This is a genomic window from Bradyrhizobium sp. USDA 223, from assembly GCF_044909005.1.
GTDB lineage: Bacteria > Pseudomonadota > Alphaproteobacteria > Rhizobiales > Xanthobacteraceae > Bradyrhizobium > Bradyrhizobium yuanmingense.
In genome coordinates, this window is record NZ_JBIYDR010000001.1 from 1,408,628 (window position 1) to 1,423,045 (window position 14,418).

Sequence of the window (14,418 nt, forward strand, 5' to 3'; positions counted from 1 at the left end):
TGGCGGCCGGCGTATGGCCGCCCGGAAGGCTTACTGGAGCACAGGAATGCGGGCGATGACCTTGATCTCGAAGTCGAAGCCGGCAAGCCAGTTCACGCCGACGGCCGTCCAGTTCGGATAGGGCGGTCCGCCGATCTCCTCGGCGCGAACGGCCATCACCGTCTCGATCTGGCTCGCCGGATCGGTGTGGAACGTGGTGACATCGACAACATCGTCCAACGTGCATCCACCAGCGGCGAGCACGGCACGCAAATTGGCGAATGCGCGCCGGACCTGGTCCTCGAATACCGGCTCGGGTGAGCCGTCCTCGCGGCTGCCGACCTGCCCCGACACGAACAGCAGGTCACCGGAGCGGATCGCTGCGGAGTAGCGATGCTGTTGATAGAGCGCGTGGCGGTTCGCGGGGAAGATTGCCTCTCGCTGGGCCATGTCAGGAACCTTTCATCGGATCGGGAGCGGGTGGAACGGGGCGTTCCACGGGTGGCGTTTCAAGCCCATTTCATATACGGTTCGTATGTGATAATTTACATACGAGGCGTATGTCAAGAGGGGCCAGGGAGCATGGCAAAGGGAAAGCGCGCAGCGGCCATGGCGGAAAATCGGGCCAGGCTCATCCGCGCCGCACGCGCGGCATTTGCCACGCAGGGCTATGCAGACGCGTCGATGGACGAACTCACTGCGGCCGTCGGTCTGACGCGGGGCGCGCTGTATCACAACTTCGAAGACAAGAAGGGGCTGCTCTGGGCCGTTGTCGAGCAGATCGACGGTGAAATGGCGGAGCGGCTCCGCATCGTCCGGGAGCAAGCGCCCAGCCCGTGGCTGGGCCTGCTCGCGGAGGGAAGCGCCTATATCGAGATGGCGCTCGAACCCGAGATTCAGCGCATCATGCTTCTGGATGGACCTGCGGTGCTCGGCGATCCCTCCAAATGGCCCGGCGAGAACGCCTGTCTCGATATCACCATGCGAACGATCCGTGCGCTGATCGAGGAGGGAATCGTGAAGCCGGTCGATGTCGAAGCGGCGGGGCGGTTGCTGAACGGGGCTGCGCTCAGCGCCGCCTTGTGGGTCGCGGCAGCCGACGATCCCAAGAATGTGCTGAGCAAGGCCGTCGACGCGTTTCGAGCGCTGGCGAGTGGATTGCTACGCGAGGCGCGTGAACCTGCATAGGTTTTGCGGCGACTGACTCCTCGTCACCATTACGGCGCGCGTCCGGGTTCGCTGATTTTTGCCGGTCGAGGCAACTCAAAGTTGTTTTATTGGTTCGATTGCGATATCAGGAGGCCGGCTGTCCGGATGTCACATGCCTGTTGCTTTGGTCGTTCTGCTGCTCGACATCACGTTGATCTATCACGCCTCGCGAACCGGACGGTTGCGGCCCTGGGCCTTCATCATCCTGCTGGTGCCGATGATGGGCGCGATCGCCTATATCGCGGTCGAGCTCATTCCCGAATGGTTTTCCAGCCCCGGTGCCCGGCAGGCGCGCCAGCGTGTCGCCAATCGCCTCGATCCCGAGAAGCGCTATCGCGAGCTGTCCGACCAACTCGCCGGCACCGACACCATCGCCAACCGCGCGGCGCTGGCGGAAGAGTGCGCGAATATCGGCCGGTTCGGCGAAGCTGAAGCGCACTATGATCACATCCTGAAGCTGCCGATGGGCCACGATCCTGCCTACGCGCTGCGCAGGGCGCAGGCGCAATTTGCCGCCAGCCGCCCAGCCGATGCGCTGGCGACGCTGGACGATCTGCAGAAGCAATGGCCCGATTTCGATTCCGCCGACGCGCATCTGCTCTATGCCCGCGCGCTCGCCGAGGTCGGACGTGTCGACGAGGCGCTGGAGGAATATCACGCGCTCGCCGGTTACTTCCCCGGCGCCGAGGCGCGGGTGCGCTACGGCATGCTGCTGCAAACGGTCGGCCGCACCGCAGAGGCGCGCATGGTCTTCAACGAGCTCCTGATCCAGATGCGGCGCGCGCCGAAATATCTACGCAAGGCGCAGGCGGAGTGGCTCAACATCGCCGAGAAGCAATTGTCGGCGTCACGCTGATCGCTACCTCAACGCCAAACTCCAGAGAAGGCGATCAGGTCAACCAGGTAGTGCACGAGCATAACCGGCCAAAGCGCGCCTGAGCGCCGGTACATCACCATGAAAAGGATGCCGATTGTTGCAGAGAGCAGGATGTTTCCGATCCCGGCCCACCAATGATAGGCGCCGAAGACGAGCGACGTGATGAGGATGGCGACGACTCCATCACCCACGTAAGGCTGCGATGCGTTCCGAAGCAATCGCCTGAAGATGATCTCTTCGCTGGCCGCGACCAGCGCGAGGCCAACGACGAGATCGAAGACATTAAGCCAGCCGGTCGGCTGCGGATACTTGCCAATGACGGTAGCCGGAAGTGCTGCATTGATGAGATGCTGCGGCCACTGACCGAAGCGGTCCAGCAGCGCAATTCCTGCGATCCAGACGCCGATCTCGAGAAAGGAAATTCGGCGTTGCTCGCGTCGATAGGCAACGGTCCGTGCTGCTGGAATCACCGCAAGAATGGCCAGAGCGGCGATCCGGCCGGCGTAGTCCCAGACAAGCCAACCCGCTGCAGTGTGCTGATGCAGTCGCATGAGCTGGGATGCAAAGTGCGGGACAAGCGCGAGTGCGAACCACCAGACGCTGGGCACGCGATCGGTTTTTGAATCACCAATGGCGGCCGGAGAACGACTTTCCATGCTGGGCCTTGAGGGAGGGATGCGTCACGACAGGCTTGCGCGCGACTACCTCACATTCGTCCAACATGTGTCAATCAGGTTGTGACTGTGCCTCCGTGCGCCTCGTTGCGTTAGCGCTCAGAGCCCGCGCACCCGCCCCGACCACCGCTTATACACCTCCGCCGGCACCGTCATCGCCGCAACACCGGCCATCACCAGCAATAACCCCAGTGCGAGGTTCGACGGCACGCTCTCGCCGAGCAGCAGCACCGAGAGGCCGACGCCGATCGGGATGCGCAAATAGCCTTGGGCGTTCGTCGTCAGCGTGCCGAGGCGGCCGAGGCAGACATAGAACAACATCAGGCCGAGCGCGCTCGAAACGATGCCCATGACGATGGTGGCGATGATCGCGGTCGGCGTGGGCTGCAGTGTCCAGGGCTGGTCGATCAGTAGTGAGGGCGGCAGCAGCACGAGGCCGCCGAACAGCAGCGAGCCGGCTGCCACCACCATCGGATCGTATTCGGACAGGCGGAGGCCGAAGATCGTCGCGCAGGCAAAGGAGATGGTGGCGAGCAGGATCGCGATCTCCGCCACGATCTCGCTACCGAAGCCGCGCAGCGCATCGAGCCCGACGATAGCGACGGTGCCGGCGAGTCCCAAAATCGCACCAGTGAGCTTGAGCAGTGTCGCTGGCTCGTGCCGCGTGATCAGCGAGGTGATCAGGAAGGCGAAGATCGGCGTGGTCGAGGCCAGCACAACCGTGTTCGAGGCCGGCACATATTGCTGCGACCAGGTGATGATCAGGAACGGGAAGGTCGAGTTGATCAGTTGCTGGGTCGCGAACAGCTTCCAGGCTTTTGCGTCGGTGGGGATCCTGGTGCCGCGCATCCACAGGATCGCGAACAGGAAGGCGGCGGCGATCAGCGAGCGCGCCGAGATGAAGGTGATGGGTGGGATCGTGGGAAGCGCCAGCTTGGTCAGCGGATAGGTGGAGCTCCAGCAGCAGGCGAGCGCCAGCAGCAGCGCATAATCGCGCCAGTTGCGTGCGCCGGTGGCGATGGACGGCAACGGCGATGATGCGGCCGGCCTCGCGCGACCCGCCTCGGATGTGCTCTGCGGCACCTTGTTCTTGCTCCCCGGCGCGAAAGCGCTTGGTGGGAAGTCTGGGCGAGGGGGCGCGAAAAGGGAAGGCGTCGAGCTATGCGTTTGGCTGAGGGAGTGCCTTCCGCTTCATCCGCTTGATCGTGCCGGAAAAGGTGAGCAGCAGGCGCTCGCCGGACATCATCTTGCCGCGCAGGAAGATCAGCGAGCCGCCGGCGCGGGTCACCTCGCCGGTGCATTCGATCAGCTCGCCCTCGCGTGCCGCATCGAGGAATTCACAGGCGAAATTGGTCGTCACCGCCCGGCTGTCCAGGACATGGGTGGCGATCGCAAACAGCGAATAGTCGGCAAAGGCCATGTAGCAGCCGCCATGGACGTTGCCGGAGCCGTTGAGGTGCTTCTTCTCGACGCGGAAGGCGCTGCGGACGCTGCCGTCCGCCTCGATCCGGTGCCAGAAGGGGCCGACATGGGACTCAAAACTGTCGCGAATCCAGGTCCGCCAGCCCACAAATTCGCCCTCGGTGGCGACATGGAGGTCGGGGCGGCGCGGCGGGGGCGCTTTGGTCAATTCGTGCAAGGAAATAGGCCTTCAATTGCGGGTCTTTAGACCTTAAATCCGATCCGACCGCGCCGCGCAATTCCCGTTCCCGCCGGCCCTGCCGGCGCAAAACGTGGGACAGCGGGAAAATGCGCCATAAAGGGCTTTTCGAAGCCGTCCGATGTTCCTAAGAACGGCCAAACCGCCGCCGAAAGCCTCGAATCCATGAAGAATGAACCCAAGATCACCCCCGAACTGGTTGCCGCCCACGGGCTCAAGCCCGACGAGTATGAGCGCATCCTGAAGCTGATCGGGCGGGAGCCGACCTTCACCGAGCTCGGCATCTTCTCGGCGATGTGGAACGAGCATTGCTCGTACAAATCCTCGCGCATCCATCTGCGCGGCCTGCCGACCAAGGCGCCCTGGGTGATCCAGGGCCCCGGCGAGAACGCCGGCGTGATCGACATCGGCGACGGCCAGGCTGTGGTCTTCAAGATGGAGAGCCACAACCATCCGAGCTATATCGAGCCGTATCAGGGCGCGACCACCGGCGTCGGCGGCATCCTGCGCGACGTCTTCACCATGGGCGCGCGCCCGATCGCCTGCCTCAATGCGCTGAGCTTCGGTGCGCCCGAGCACCCGAAGACGCGGCATCTCGTCTCCGGCGTGGTGGCGGGCGTCGGCGGCTACGGCAATTCCTTCGGCGTTCCGACGGTGGGCGGCCAGGTACGCTTCCACACCCGCTACGACGGCAACATCCTCGTCAATGCCATGGCGGTGGGCCTCGCCGATTCTGACAAGATCTTCTATGCGGCGGCCTCCGGCGTGAACATGCCGATCGTCTATCTCGGCTCCAAGACCGGCCGCGACGGCATCCACGGCGCCTCGATGGCTTCGGCCGAGTTCGACGACAAGTCCGAGGAGAAGCGCCCGACCGTGCAGGTCGGCGATCCCTTCGCCGAGAAGCTGCTGTTAGAGGCCTGCCTCGAGATCATGGAAAAGGGCTGCGTCATCGCGATCCAGGACATGGGCGCGGCGGGCCTGACCTGCTCGGCGGTGGAGATGGGCGCCAAGGGCGATCTCGGCGTCGACCTCGACCTCGATGCGGTGCCGACCCGCGAGACCGGCATGAGCGCCTACGAGATGATGCTCTCGGAGAGCCAGGAGCGCATGCTCATGGTGCTCAAGCCCGAGAAGGAGAAGGAAGCCGAGGCGATCTTCAAGAAGTGGGGCCTCGACTTCGCCGTGGTCGGCTACACCACGCCGAGCAAGCGCTTCGTGGTCAAGCATGGCGGCGATGTCATGGCCGATTTGCCGATCAAGGAGCTTGGCGACGAGGCGCCGGTCTATGACCGCCCGCACGTCCCGTCCACAGCGCTGCCGGTCGTGCATGCCCGCGACGTGCCGGCACCCATGGGCCTTGGAGCTGCGCTGGAGAAGCTGATCGGCACGCCTGATATGTGCTCGAAGCGCTGGGTCTGGGAGCAATACGACCACGTCATCCTCGGCAACACCATGCAGCGTCCCGGCGGCGATGCGGCCGTGGTGCGCGTGCAGGATGGGCCGAAGGGCCTCGCGCTCACTGTCGACGTCACGCCGCGCTATTGCGAGGCCGATCCTTATCAAGGCGGGATGCAGGCCGTCGCCGAAGCCTGGCGCAACATCACCGCCGTCGGCGGCAAGCCGCTCGCGATCACCGACAATCTCAACTTCGGCAACCCTGAGCGGCCCGAGATCATGGGCCAGTTCGTCGGCTGCCTGAAGGGCATTTCGGAAGCCTGCCGCACGCTGGACTTCCCGGTCGTGTCCGGCAACGTCTCGCTCTACAACGAGACCAACGGCCGCGCGATCCTGCCGACGCCCTCGATCGGCGGTGTCGGCCTGCTCGACGATTTCACCAAGTCGGCGTCGCTCGCCTTCAAGGCCGAGGGCGAGGCGATCCTCTTGATCGGCGAGACCCATGGCTGGCTCGGCCAGTCGGTCTATCTGCGCGACATCTGCGGCCGCGAGGAGGGGGCGCCGCCACCGGTCGATCTTGCGGCCGAGAAGCGCAACGGCGATTGCGTGCGCGGCATGATCCATGCGGGCACCGCGACTGCGGTGCATGATTTGTCGGACGGCGGCCTTCTGATCGCGCTGGCCGAGATGGCGATGGCGGGCGGCATCGGCGCCAAGCTGCTGGCGGCGCCGACTGCGCTGGTGCCGCAGGCCTATTGGTTCGGCGAGGACCAGGCGCGCTATCTCGTCACCGTGCCGGAAACCGAAGCCGGCCGCGTGCTCGCCAAGATGCGCGGCTGCGAGGTGCCTTGCGTGCGCATCGGCACCACCGGCGGCGATGCCATCGCGATCGCCGGCGAAGCGCCGGTTGCGATCGACACGCTGCGGACCTCGTTCGAGCGCTGGCTGCCGGAATATATGGGCGGGAAGGCGGCGTAAGGCGCTGCCGCAAATCAGATCTGTAGCCCGGATGGAGCGCAGCGTAATCCGGGACCCTATCACTTGTGGCAAGGTCCCGAATTGCGCTGCGCTACATCAGGGCTACGGACCGAGAGACCGCGCCTCACAACACGCGTGACGCGCCCGGGATCTGCCGCAACGCGCGCGTCAGCGCCCAGCTCGCCGCGACAGTCAGCACAAACCCGATCGTGGCCTTGACGATCGCCGGCAGGTCATAGTCGAACAGCCAGTATTGCAGCCACAATGCGATCGGATAATGCACCAGGAACATGCCGAATGCGTCGCCCTGCATTGGATCAAGCAGCCTGGCTGAGCCTGATTGCTTGAACCTCTGGAAAAGGGCCAGGATCAGAAACATGATGGCCACGCTGAAGACGGTGAAGCAGATGGCATAGAGCGCTTCATACCAGTCCGGCAGCGGCGACGGGTTGCCCAATATTTCGCGCTTGATGAAGATCAGCCCCCACAACAGGCAATACGGAACGATCGCGAGGACCATCCAGTCCCAGCTGACCTTTGCCATGCGGCCGTCGACAGAGAGCAGCCCACGATCCATTTGCGCAACGCCGATGCCGGCACCGAAAAAGAAATAGGTCGCGTACAGCATCACGCGCCCGTGCTGGACCGAGAACGGCCCGAACTCGAACCAGCTGCTGTGTCCGTAGTGAACCAGCCCAGGAATGTAGAACGCGGCGGTGACGGCCAGCATGACCGCGAAGAACACGGCGGGCCGGCGGCGACCATGCAGCGAGAGGCGATTGATCGGATCGAGCAGATTGGGTGACAGCCGGTACAAAAGGCAGGCAACCAGGTCGAAGGCGAACAAGACCCACAGGAACCAAATCGGCCCGCTCGGCCACGGACCCTTCGTGACCATATTCCACCAGAATTCCGCAAAACCGATCTCGGGATGGTGCCGCAGGGAGATCGCGTAGTAGGCGAGTGGAATGACCGTAAAGGCGCAGATCGCGAAGGGTAGGCCAAGCCGAAGCAGGCGATCTGCCAAATAGCTCCGCACTCCCTTCCGGGCGATGCCGGACCAGGCGAACAGTCCCGACAGGAAGAAGAACATCGCCATGAAGAAACTGTCGGTGGCGAGCACGATCATGTCGAAGCCGAAGAAATAACTCGGATCGGTATGACCGAAATAGGTATACGGGATCACCGCGTGATGCAGCAGCACCACCAGAGTGAGGAAGGTGCGGGCGCGATCGATCGCCAAGTTGCGCACCTTGCTCTGGGGCGCGGCATGCACCTCCGCGCCGATCGTCGCTGAATGTGACATCGTCATCGTGGCCGCCCCGATCCTAACCTCGGCTGGACTCTGCCGCCGGGAACTCGATTCAGCAAGGGCAGTTTGTTCGGTAGGTCGCCCCCGACCACCTCTAGGAACCAGTTCCTCGCAGCGATGTTAGCGTTGGCCGAAAACAGCGTAGGCCGTGAGACGCGGCAGTTCGGAGCTGGCGATGTCGATCCTGAAATGGGCGCTGATCTTCCTCCTTGTCTCGATCGTGGCCGGCGTGCTCGGCTTCACCGGCATCTCGGCCGCCTCGGCCGACATCGCCCGCTTCCTGTTCTACGTCTTCGTCGTGATCTTCCTGGTGCTGCTGATATTGGGACTCACGATCTTCAGGGCGTAGCTGATTGAGCCCTCTTCGCCGTCATGGCCGCGCTCGACCCGGCCATCCACGCCTACCGCGGACAGATGGTGGCTGCCCGGGCATGACGATTGGGGGTGCGGCGCTTATCCCACTTCCTCGATCTTCACCTTGTCCGGATAGAACGCGAGATGGCCTGAAATCTCCGTCATCGCTGGGAAGGGTGTCTCGTAGGTCCAGATCGCGTTGTCCAGCGTCTTGCCGTCGGCCTTCACGCTGTAATAGTTCGCGTCCCCCTTGTAGGGGCAATGGGTGACACGGTCGGTACGCTCCAACAGGGCCATGTTGGCGTCCTCCCGCGGTACATATTGCACTGCCGGATATCTGGCCTCCTTCAAGGTCAGCGCCTTGCTGGTCTCGGCGATCACGATGTCGCCCGCCGTGACGCGGACGCGCCGGGGATTTGGGGTGATCGTGATCGGGTGGTCGGGCCCTGGAAGCTTCATGATTTCACGCCTTTTCGATCAATCTGCCGCGCGCGGCACTTTGTCGTGCCTATGTCCTGATGGGATCAGGGATATAGTGCCGGAAAGCGTGACGTAGAAGGCCGTTCACGCTAAGTTTGACCTTGCCGGTGAGGGGACCCCCGGCAGCGATTCGATGATGAGGCTGCTTTGCAGCCGAGATAGGAGCAAGACCCGAATGCCCATGGACGCCCACGATATCGAGGCGATGATCAAGGCAGCGATCCCCGATGCCGAGGTGACCATCCGTGACCTCGCCGGCGACGGCGACCACTATGCCGCGACCGTGATCTCGGAATCCTTCCGTGGCAAATCGCGCGTCCAGCAGCACCAGATCGTCTACCAGTCCCTGCGCGGCCAGATGGGCGGCGTGCTGCACGCGCTGGCGCTGCAAACCGGCGTGCCAGGTAACTGACGAAGCTGCACCTGACCTGACCAGCGCCACGGGGGACGATGATGGCTGCGGACAATCCGCACGGCGCGATGTTCCGCGTCATCACGCCGAACCGGCACAGCCGCGTGACCTATGCCGAGCTGTTCTTCGATCTCGTCTTCGTCTTTGCCGTCACGCAAGTCTCGCACGCCCTGCTGCATCATTTCACGCTGATCGGCGCGGTGCATGTCGCGGTGCTGTTCCTGGCAGTGTGGTGGGTTTGGGTCTTCACCGCGTGGGTCACCAACTGGCTCAATCCCGAGCTGACGCCGGTCCGCCTGCTGCTGTTTTCAATGATGCTCGGCGGCCTCGTGCTGTCGACCACGATCCCGACCGCCTTCGAGGGGCGTGGCCTGTGGTTCGCTCTTGCCTACGCAGCCATGCAGGTCGGACGCACCGCATTCTGGCTGTTCGCAACGCCACCGCACCGGACCGCGGTGCGGCACAACGCGATTCGAATTCTGGTCTGGCTCTCCGTCTCCGCCGTCTTCTGGATCCTCGGTGGCCTCGCCCATCACGAAGCCCGGCTGTGGTTCTGGATCGCCGCGCTTGCGATCGAATACATCTCGCCCGCGGCCCGCTTCTGGGTGCCCGGGCTCGGCTTCTCCTCTGTCGAGGCCTGGGCCGTCGAGGGCGGCCACATGGCCGAGCGCTGCGCTCTCTTCGTCATCATTGCGCTCGGCGAGGCCGTCATCGTCAACGGCGCGACCTTCGCCGCGCTGGAATGGACCGCGGCCAACATCCTGGCCTTCGTCTCGGCCCTGGTCGGTGCCATCGCAATGTGGTGGGTCTATTTCCACAAGGGCGCGGAAGCCGGCGCCGAGTGGATCTCGAAGTCGGCCGAATCCGGGCGCCTGGCAAGGCTCGCCTACACCTATCTGCACCTGCCGATCGTTGCCGGCATCATCCTGACCGCGGTGTCGGACGAATTGGTGCTGAAGCATCCGACCGGCCATTCCGACATGCGCACGATCGTGAGCACGATCGGTGGGCCCTTGATTTTTCTGATCGGCACAATCCTGTTCAAGCTTGCGATCCGCGGCTTCCTCCAGCTCTCGCACGGCATCGGCATCTTGCTGCTGCTGGCGCTGAGCTGGTTCGCCTCGGACGTGTCGCCGCTCTGGCTCTCGGTCGCGACGACGATGATCCTGATCCTGGTGGCGGTGTGGGAATCGGTGTCGCTGGGGACCGAGCAATAGGCGGGTATGAGACACCTCCTCATCGTCGGCGCGGCCCTGGCTGCGATACTTGTCGTCGAGGAAGCGACGCAGGGCTGGGCGCTTGGCCAAATCCCGTCCACCTGCCGTGCCATGGGAGGAAAGCCTGCTCCAGCCGCCGGACGCTGCATCATGCCGGCGTGCTACTGGCAAGGCGATTGCGGGCATTGGGCCTATCCGCCGCAGTGGCTCGATCGTGTCAAGCCAGGCGACCACGTCTCAAAGGTGGTTTTCTGGCTCGGCGAGCCACTCCAGCGAGATGGTGAGAATTTCTCCTGGTCGTGCGGCAAGGCTAGCACCCACAGCTTCCGTGCCGTGATCCGGCACCAACGGCTTGTGTCGGTAGAATCGTGTCCGCTCGAATGAGACCGGCCAAACGACGGCTGCCGGTCTACTCCGCGACCTCCAGCGCGTGCACCGAGAACATCTTCGCCGCATCCGTCCAGCTCTCGCGCACGCGCCAGCCTGCGCTCTGGGCCAGCGCGGCAAAACGCGCGATGCTGTATTTGTAGCTGTTCTCGGTGTGGATGCTCTCGCCCGGGCGGAACGAGAAGCTGGTGCCGAGCAAGCGCACGGTCTGGCTCTTCCTGCTGATCAGGTGCATCTCGATGCGGTGCCGCTCGCGGTTGTAGATCGCGCGATGGGTGAAGGCGGACAGGTCGAAATTGCCGCCGAGCTCGCGGTTGATGCGCACCAGCACATTGAGGTTGAAGCGCGCGGTGACGCCTGCTGCATCGTTATAGGCGTCGAAGAGGATCCGCTCGTCCTTCTCGAGATCGGCGCCGATGATCATCTGCGCGCCCTTGCCGAGGATCTTGCGCGCGCTTTTCAGGAAGGCCTGCGCTTCCTGCGGCTCGAAATTGCCAATGGTCGAGCCGGGGAAGAAGCCGACCTTCGGCATGGAGGCGACCGCCGTCGGCAGCTCGAACGGCGTGGTGAAGTCGGCCGCGACCGGATAGATGCCGAGCGCCGGGAAATCCCGCTTCAGGCCGCTCGCCTGTGCCTTCAGGAAGTCGCCGGAGATATCGACGGGCACATAGGCCGCGAATTTGCAATGATCGAGCAGCAGGCGCACCTTCGTGGTCGCGCCGGCGCCGAACTCGACCAGCGCGGCGTGCTCCGGGATGATCTTCGCGATCTCGCTGCCGCGCTGCTTCAGGATCGATAGCTCGGTGCGCGTCGGATAATATTCCGGCAGCTTCGTGATCGCCTCGAACAGCTCCGATCCGGTCGCGTCATAGAAATATTTCGGCGACAGCTTTTTCGGGTGCTGCGAGAGGTCCTCGATGGCCTCACGGGCGAAAGCGGTGGTCTGCTCGTCGGGAAGATGGGCCTCGGCCAAAGCGCTGGCGTGCACATTCATGATACTCTCCTGAACGCGCTGTCCGGCGCGCATCTGTCGTCGGAATACTTAGTCGTAATCGGCAAGCCGCAGCCCGGTGAACTGCCAGCGGTGGTGCGGATAGAAGAAGTTGCGATAGGTGGTACGGCTGTGGCCTTGCGGAGTTGCAAGCGAGGAGCCGCGCAGCACCAGCTGGTTGACCATGAACTTGCCGTTGTACTCGCCGAGCGCGCCCTCGACGGCGCGATAGCCGGGGTAGGGCGCGTAGGAGCTGCGGGTCCATTGCCAGACGAGGCCGAAGGCGTCGTTGAGCTGGCCGGCGCGCGCCGCGACCTCCCATTCCATCTCGGTCGGCAGGTGTTTGCCGGACCAGCGCGCGAACGCATCCGCCTCGTAATAGCTGACGTGACATACCGGCGCGTCCGGATCGACCGGCTTGAGGCCGGCCAGCGTCATGACCTGCCATGCGCCGTCGACCTCGCGCCAATAGCCGGGGGCTTGCCAATCTTCCTTGCTCGCTGCGGCAAAGCCGTCCATCAGCCACAGGGTCGCGGTCCGGTAGCCGCCGTCCTGCATGAAGGCGAGCCATTCGGCATTGGTGACCAGATTGCGGGCGATCCTGACCGGACCGACCAGGGCGCGGTGCGCCGGCTTCTCGTTGTCGAAATGAAAGCCGTCGTCGACATGGCCGACGGTGTGGATGCCTTCGTTCAGTGCGAGCCAGTCATCACCGCCGCGCGTCGCGGCCGGGAAGCGCCAGGCCGGGTCATACGCCGGATAGATCGGGTTCTGCGCAAAGGCATGCAGGATGTCGGTGAACATCAGCTCCTGATGCTGCTGCTCGTGATTGAGCCCGACTTCGACCAGCGGGGCGATTGCGCGGAGCTTGTCCGCGCCGGCCTCGCGGAAGAATTTGCCGACGGCCGCATCGACGTATTTGCGATAGGCGCCAACCTCGTCGGCGCTGGGGCGGGTGATGTCGCCGCGATGATTGCGGGCATGTCGCGGGCCAGCGCTGACGTAATAGGAATTGAACAGGAATGCGAAATCGGGGTGGAAGGGCCGGTAGCCCGCAGCATGCTCGCCGAGCAGGAATTGCTCCCAGAACCAGGTCGTATGGGCCCGGTGCCATTTGGTCGGGCTGGCATCGGGCATGGACTGGATCTGCTGGTCCTCGGGCGACAGCGGTGCGGCCCGGCGTTCGGTCTCATTGCGGACAGTCGAGAACGCCGCTTCCAGCCGCTGGGCGAGGTCGTCCTCGCGGGAGGACGGTGACGAACGCAGGGAGGCCGTGGCTGAGGCTTGTTTCGTCACGTTTTTCTCCAGACAGGACAAGAGAACGTTGTTCGCACGACCCGGTTCCATGAACAGGGTTCGTCCTAGATAGGGGCTCCGTTACGGTATGAAAGTCCTCTGCGGCGATGATATTGATGTCATCAGCCTATGGACCCGGCTGGGGTCAATCCGGCCGCCGGAGACCCGTCGCCGCCATTTTACTTTGGATGCACAACGGTTTGGGCTACATATATGGGCAGGTATCGGGTTAAATCGGCTGAGCCGGCCCGAAGCAATTGGTGAGGGCTCTGCCCCAGAAGGACACGGAAATGAGCATCGCGGAATTCATCGACAATGAAGTGAAGTCGAACGACGTGGTTCTGTTCATGAAGGGGACGCCGCAATTTCCGCAGTGCGGTTTCTCCGGCCAGGTGGTCCAGATCCTCGACCATATCGGTGTCGGCTATAAGGGCCTCAACGTTCTCGAATCCGCCGAGCTGCGCAACGGCATCAAGGAATATTCGAACTGGCCGACCATCCCCCAGCTCTACGTGAAGGGCGAATTCATCGGCGGCTGCGACATCGTCCGTGAGATGTTCCAGGCCGGCGAATTGCAGCAGCTCTTCTCCGAGAAGGGCGTCGTCGTCGCGGCCTGACACGTGACCCTGCTGACGCGCCGGATTGGCGGCGCGGAGCTCGATGTCATCGTCGCCGATATCACCACGCTCGGCGTTGACGCCATCGTCAACGCCGCGAACACGTCGCTCCTTGGTGGGGGCGGCGTGGATGGCGCGATCCACCGGGCAGCCGGGCCCGAGCTCGTCGCCGAATGCCGCATGCTCCACGGTTGCAAGACGGGCGACGCGAAGATCACCAGGGGCTATCGCCTCAAGGCCACGCATGTCATCCACACCGTCGGTCCGGTCTGGAATGGCGGCACGCTCGGCGAGGACGATCTGCTCGCCTCCTGCTATCGGCGGTGCATGGAGCTTTGCGGGAAGCACAAGCTGACCTCGGTGGCATTTCCCGCGATTTCGACCGGCATCTACCATTTTCCTGCCGACCGGGCGGCCGATATCGCCGTGCGCACGACGATCGAAGGGCTGGCTTTGGCGCCTACCGTCGCTCGCGTCGTGTTCTGCTGCTTCTCTGAACCGGGCGCAAAGCTCCATGCCGAGGCGCTTGCGCGACAGGGCGGCCCTTGTGCCGATTGAGCTGGTCGGTACACTCCGA

The 14,418-nt window shown here is 63.7% G+C and carries 16 protein-coding genes; 8 read left to right on the forward strand and 8 right to left on the reverse strand.

Annotation, left to right across the window (positions count from 1 at the left end; all coding sequences use genetic code 11):
• Positions 1 to 30 precede the first annotated feature (30 nt).
• A complete protein-coding gene (locus tag ABIA40_RS06165; protein WP_404539881.1) occupies positions 31 to 429 on the reverse strand; it encodes a RidA family protein in 399 nt (132 codons plus the stop codon).
• 132 nt (positions 430 to 561) lie between these two features.
• On the opposite strand from ABIA40_RS06165, the gene ABIA40_RS06170 reads away from it, so the two are divergent.
• Both ABIA40_RS06170 and ABIA40_RS06175 read left to right on the forward strand, forming a co-directional pair.
• The gene (locus ABIA40_RS06170) at positions 562 to 1,167 is read left to right on the forward strand and encodes a TetR/AcrR family transcriptional regulator (protein WP_128264536.1); all 606 of its coding nucleotides are present in this window, start codon (positions 562 to 564) and stop codon (positions 1,165 to 1,167) included.
• Positions 1,168 to 1,300: 133 nt separating this feature from the next.
• Entirely contained in the window at positions 1,301 to 2,044 is a 744-nt protein-coding gene (locus ABIA40_RS06175) for a tetratricopeptide repeat protein (RefSeq protein WP_404539884.1), read from the forward strand.
• An 8-nt stretch (positions 2,045 to 2,052) separates the two neighbouring features.
• Here ABIA40_RS06175 and ABIA40_RS06180 read toward each other — a convergent pair whose 3' ends face one another.
• The 3 genes from ABIA40_RS06180 to ABIA40_RS06190 all read right to left on the reverse strand — a co-directional run bounded on the left by ABIA40_RS06180 (position 2,053) and on the right by ABIA40_RS06190 (position 4,378).
• Entirely contained in the window at positions 2,053 to 2,721 is a 669-nt protein-coding gene (locus tag ABIA40_RS06180) for a CPBP family intramembrane glutamic endopeptidase (protein WP_404539887.1), read from the reverse strand.
• Positions 2,722 to 2,838: 117 nt separating this feature from the next.
• Entirely contained in the window at positions 2,839 to 3,822 is a 984-nt protein-coding gene (locus tag ABIA40_RS06185; protein ID WP_271544956.1) for a DMT family transporter, read from the reverse strand.
• A gap of 76 nt (positions 3,823 to 3,898) precedes the next feature.
• Positions 3,899 to 4,378 carry a PaaI family thioesterase gene (locus ABIA40_RS06190; RefSeq protein ID WP_025037294.1) on the reverse strand — a complete coding sequence of 160 codons (480 nt, stop codon included), beginning with the start codon at positions 4,376 to 4,378 and terminating at the stop codon, positions 3,899 to 3,901.
• 186 nt (positions 4,379 to 4,564) lie between these two features.
• On the opposite strand from ABIA40_RS06190, the gene purL reads away from it, so the two are divergent.
• Positions 4,565 to 6,775, forward strand: a complete 2,211-nt coding sequence (purL, locus tag ABIA40_RS06195; RefSeq protein ID WP_271544953.1) for a phosphoribosylformylglycinamidine synthase subunit PurL — start codon at positions 4,565 to 4,567, stop codon at positions 6,773 to 6,775.
• Between the two features lie 124 nt (positions 6,776 to 6,899).
• Here purL and ABIA40_RS06200 read toward each other — a convergent pair whose 3' ends face one another.
• The gene (locus tag ABIA40_RS06200) at positions 6,900 to 8,087 is read right to left on the reverse strand and encodes an acyltransferase (RefSeq protein ID WP_157280742.1); all 1,188 of its coding nucleotides are present in this window, start codon (positions 8,085 to 8,087) and stop codon (positions 6,900 to 6,902) included.
• Between the two features lie 175 nt (positions 8,088 to 8,262).
• Between ABIA40_RS06200 and ABIA40_RS06205 the strand changes: the two genes are divergently transcribed.
• Positions 8,263 to 8,436: a DUF1328 domain-containing protein gene (locus ABIA40_RS06205; protein WP_157280741.1), complete on the forward strand. Its 174-nt coding sequence runs from the start codon at positions 8,263 to 8,265 to the stop codon at positions 8,434 to 8,436.
• A gap of 104 nt (positions 8,437 to 8,540) precedes the next feature.
• Here ABIA40_RS06205 and ABIA40_RS06210 read toward each other — a convergent pair whose 3' ends face one another.
• Positions 8,541 to 8,900 (reverse strand): DUF427 domain-containing protein, encoded by a 360-nt coding sequence (locus tag ABIA40_RS06210; RefSeq protein WP_036043505.1) that lies wholly within the window; start codon positions 8,898 to 8,900, stop codon positions 8,541 to 8,543.
• Between the two features lie 196 nt (positions 8,901 to 9,096).
• On the opposite strand from ABIA40_RS06210, the gene ABIA40_RS06215 reads away from it, so the two are divergent.
• Together ABIA40_RS06215 and ABIA40_RS06220 are read left to right on the forward strand one after the other, a co-directional pair.
• A complete protein-coding gene (locus tag ABIA40_RS06215) occupies positions 9,097 to 9,333 on the forward strand; it encodes a BolA family protein (protein ID WP_036012929.1) in 237 nt (78 codons plus the stop codon).
• Positions 9,334 to 9,374: 41 nt separating this feature from the next.
• On the forward strand, positions 9,375 to 10,550 hold the full coding sequence (locus ABIA40_RS06220) for a low temperature requirement protein A (RefSeq protein WP_275502208.1): 1,176 nt from the start codon (positions 9,375 to 9,377) through the stop codon (positions 10,548 to 10,550).
• 409 nt (positions 10,551 to 10,959) lie between these two features.
• On the opposite strand, the gene egtD is transcribed toward ABIA40_RS06220, so the two are convergent.
• On the reverse strand, positions 10,960 to 11,931 hold the full coding sequence (egtD, locus tag ABIA40_RS06225; RefSeq protein ID WP_275502209.1) for an L-histidine N(alpha)-methyltransferase: 972 nt from the start codon (positions 11,929 to 11,931) through the stop codon (positions 10,960 to 10,962).
• A gap of 48 nt (positions 11,932 to 11,979) precedes the next feature.
• Positions 11,980 to 13,275 carry an ergothioneine biosynthesis protein EgtB gene (egtB, locus tag ABIA40_RS06230; RefSeq protein ID WP_404539893.1) on the reverse strand — a complete coding sequence of 432 codons (1,296 nt, stop codon included), beginning with the start codon at positions 13,273 to 13,275 and terminating at the stop codon, positions 11,980 to 11,982.
• 239 nt (positions 13,276 to 13,514) lie between these two features.
• On the opposite strand from egtB, the gene grxD reads away from it, so the two are divergent.
• Together grxD and ABIA40_RS06240 are read left to right on the forward strand one after the other, a co-directional pair.
• Positions 13,515 to 13,841, forward strand: coding sequence for a Grx4 family monothiol glutaredoxin (gene grxD / locus ABIA40_RS06235; protein ID WP_018647423.1), 327 nt, complete (start codon positions 13,515 to 13,517; stop codon positions 13,839 to 13,841).
• A gap of 3 nt (positions 13,842 to 13,844) precedes the next feature.
• Complete coding sequence (locus ABIA40_RS06240; RefSeq protein ID WP_404539895.1) at positions 13,845 to 14,399, forward strand: O-acetyl-ADP-ribose deacetylase; 555 nt, start codon at positions 13,845 to 13,847, stop codon at positions 14,397 to 14,399.
• Positions 14,400 to 14,418: the final 19 nt, after the last annotated feature.